This window comes from Bradyrhizobium sp. P5_C11_2 (assembly GCF_054049755.1).
Window position 1 is genome coordinate 1 of the sequence record NZ_JBFULT010000729.1, and the last position, 3,085, is coordinate 3,085.

A 3,085-nucleotide genomic window follows, 5' to 3' on the forward strand; every position below is an offset into this window, starting at 1 on the left:
AACTCGATCAGAAGGCGCTGGCCGCGCTGCCCGAAGGCTACCGCCACCTCGCCTACATGCAGGAGCTGATCGGCTACAAGGTCAAGCGCGACATGCCGGGGCTTACCGGCGCCGAGGTCGAGAAGCTCTATGGCGAGGGGCGGAACTGGCTCGCGGGGAAAGCGAAGTAGACGCCAGACAGAAGTGAACCCCAGACAAAAGTAAGGCGCGACTGGCATCACCACRGTCGCGCCCTACGTCGCCGGCKTATGGGGCAGGGGGGAATAGCCGGCTGTTGAGACGACTCCCGGGCGCGGAAGTCGTTCCCGGCGGTTGCGATTTTTTTTGGTGGGTTCGCGACTTTTTGCACACGGTTAAGTGATCTTAACTGTTGAGAACTCCCGGTCCTCCCCCTGCGTTGTTCCCACGATCGCCATGGGGCGAGGGACCGACAGCCATGTCACAGATTTTCAAGGCATTTTTGAGCGCTATTGCAATCGCCGCGACGCTTGGCGCCGCGCAACTGGCCTTCGGCCATGATCTGGCCGACCGCTGGCAGGGGGTCGCCGACAAGCCCGGCCAGGCCGAGAAGCCCACTCATGCCGTCAACCGTTCCGGCAAGGCCGACCGGCTCTCCGATCTCAAGCAGGCGGCGGTTCCCACCCGCACCGTGTCGATGCGGCTGAACGACCTGGCCGAAACGTCGGTCCTGTTGCGGGTCCCCGCCGTCATCGAGACCGGCAATGCCAAGCCGGCGACGATGCTCCAGAATCAGAACCAGAAGCAGGGGCGCAACAAGCCGACCATCGCCTGCGAGCCGATGGTCAGCTCCCTGACCGAGGTCGCCAAGCTGCTCCAGCCCGGCCGCTGCGTGACCTGATCCGCGATCGGCCTCCGCGATCGGCCCCGGGGCCATTCGCCCTCCCGCCGGGAGGGCGATCCTTCRCGTCCACTTGATCCCCTATCCCTTCGCGTTATATCCCGGGTTTCTTCCCCTTCGTTTTGACCGGGTAAACGCATGACGACGTCAGACACGGCTGCGCATACGCAGCCCTTCCAGGCCGAGGTTTCCGAGCTCCTGCACCTGATGGTGCACTCCGTCTATTCGGAGACCGATATCTTTCTGCGCGAGCTCGTCTCCAACGCCTCGGATGCCTGCGACAAACTGCGCTACGAGGCGATCGAAAGTCCGGCGCTGCTGGGTGAGGGCGACGCGCCCAAGATCCGCATCATCCCGAGCAAGACGGCCGGCACGCTCACGGTCGCCGACAATGGCATCGGCATGGAGCGGCAGGAGCTGATCGACCATCTCGGCACCATCGCCCGCTCCGGCACCAAGGCGTTCGTGTCGAAGCTGAAGGAGGCCAAGGATGGCCTCGGCCTGATTGGCCAGTTCGGCGTTGGCTTCTACTCCGCCTTCATGGTCGCCGAGAAGATCGTCGTGGTCAGCCGCCGCGCCGGCGAGAGCGACGTCTGGACCTGGACCTCCTCGGGCGGCTCGGGCTTCGAGATCGCCCGCGCCAGCGACGAGGATGCCGCGCGCGTGCAGCGCGGCACCGAGATCGTCCTGCACCTGAAGGACGACGCCAGGAAATATCTCGAGACCTACGAGATCGAGCGGGTCGTCGGCGCCTATTCCGACAACATCCTGTTCCCGATCGAGCTCGTGCCGGATGAGGGCGAGCCGCGCCAGATCAACTCGGCGAGCGCGCTGTGGCAGCGCTCGAAATCCGAGCTTTCGGCGGAGGATTACAAGAAGGCCTATCAGCAGATCGCCTCCGCCTTCGACGATCCCGCGATGACGCTGCACTATCGCGCCGAGGGGCGTTACTCCTACGCCGTGCTGCTGTTCGCGCCGGCGACCAAGCCGTTCGACCTGTTCGAGCCGTCGCGCAAGGGCCGCGTCAAGCTCTACGTCCGTCGCGTCTTCATCACCGACGATGCCGATCTGCTGCCGGGATATCTGCGCTTCGTCCGCGGCGTCGTCGACAGCGAGGATCTCCCGCTCAACATCTCCCGCGAGATGCTCCAGAACAATCCGCAGCTCGCGCAGATCCGCAAGGCGGTGGCCACCCGCGTCGTCAACGAGCTCGAAAGCCTCGCCGAGAAGGACGCCGAGAATTTCGCAAAGATCTGGGACGCCTTCGGCGCGGTGCTGAAAGAAGGCATCTACGAGGATTTCGAGCGTCGCGAAAAGCTGCTGGCGCTGTCGCGCTTCACCACGACGTCGGGCGAGAGGCGCTCGCTCAAGGAGGTCATCGCCGATTTCAAGCCGAACCAGACCGAGATCTATTACCTCGTCGGTGACAGCATCGAGCGGCTGAAGTCCAATCCGCGGCTGGAAGCTGCGACCGCGCGCGGCATCGAGGTGCTGCTGCTGTCCGATCCCGTCGATGCCTTCTGGACCTCGATGCCATCGGACTTCGAGGGCAAGCCGCTGAAGTCGCTGAGCCAGGGCGATCTCAACCTCGACCTGATCCCGCGCGTCGACGCGGCCGATGACGCGAAGAAGGACGAGCCGGCCGTCGATGAAGCCGCCACCATCGCCGTGATCAAGGCCGCGCTCGGCGACCGCGTCAGCGACGTCAAGGCCTCGACGCGCCTGACCAGCTCCGCCTCCTGCCTCGTCGCCGACAGCCAGGGTCCGAGCCGCGAGCTCGAGCGCATCCTGGCGCAGCAGAACCGCGGCACGCACACCAAGCCGATCCTGGAGATAAATCTGCGCCATGCGCTGGTCTCGGCGATCACCAAGGCGCAGGCCGGCTCCAGGGCGGTGGACGATCTCAGCATGCTGCTGCTCGAACAGGCGCAGATTCTGGATGGTGAGCTGCCGGAGGATCCGGCTGCGTTTGCCGCGCGGCTGAACCGGCTGGTGTTGCAGGGGCTCGGCGGTTAGCGCCATTGATCGCAGTCGTCGTGCCCGGGCTTGACGACGATATGCTGCGAGGCCGCTGGCGGAGGGTGACGGAGCGGACCGATCGCTTCCGTGCGGTGCATCACGCGCCGCACTCACCTTGCCGTCATCTGTCCCCCGGAACAGTCGCCTCCGGCGTGGTGTTATGCCATATGAGGCCGTCGGCATCAGGTCGCCGACGCCACCGATTCG

At 65.1% G+C, this 3,085-nt stretch carries 2 protein-coding genes and 1 pseudogene; all 3 read left to right on the forward strand.

Annotation, left to right across the window (positions count from 1 at the left end):
- Window positions 1-170 (forward strand): annotated as a pseudogene (locus ACXJL8_RS37630) (nuclear transport factor 2 family protein); the annotation flags it as partial.
- Between the two features lie 266 nt (window positions 171-436).
- Window positions 437-859, forward strand: a complete 423-nt coding sequence (locus ACXJL8_RS37635; RefSeq protein WP_456617361.1) for a hypothetical protein — start codon at window positions 437-439, stop codon at window positions 857-859.
- Window positions 860-997: 138 nt separating this feature from the next.
- A complete protein-coding gene (gene htpG, locus ACXJL8_RS37640) occupies window positions 998-2,875 on the forward strand; it encodes a molecular chaperone HtpG (protein WP_456617362.1) in 1,878 nt (625 codons plus the stop codon).
- Window positions 2,876-3,085 lie beyond the last annotated feature (210 nt).

What these genes read in the sequence shown, in the direction of transcription:
- ACXJL8_RS37635 (WP_456617361.1), top strand. Translation starts at nt 437, where the DNA reads ATGTCACAGATTTTCAAGGCATTTTTGAGCGCTATTGCAATCGCCGCG.
- htpG (WP_456617362.1), top strand. Translation starts at nt 998, where the DNA reads ATGACGACGTCAGACACGGCTGCGCATACGCAGCCCTTCCAGGCCGAG.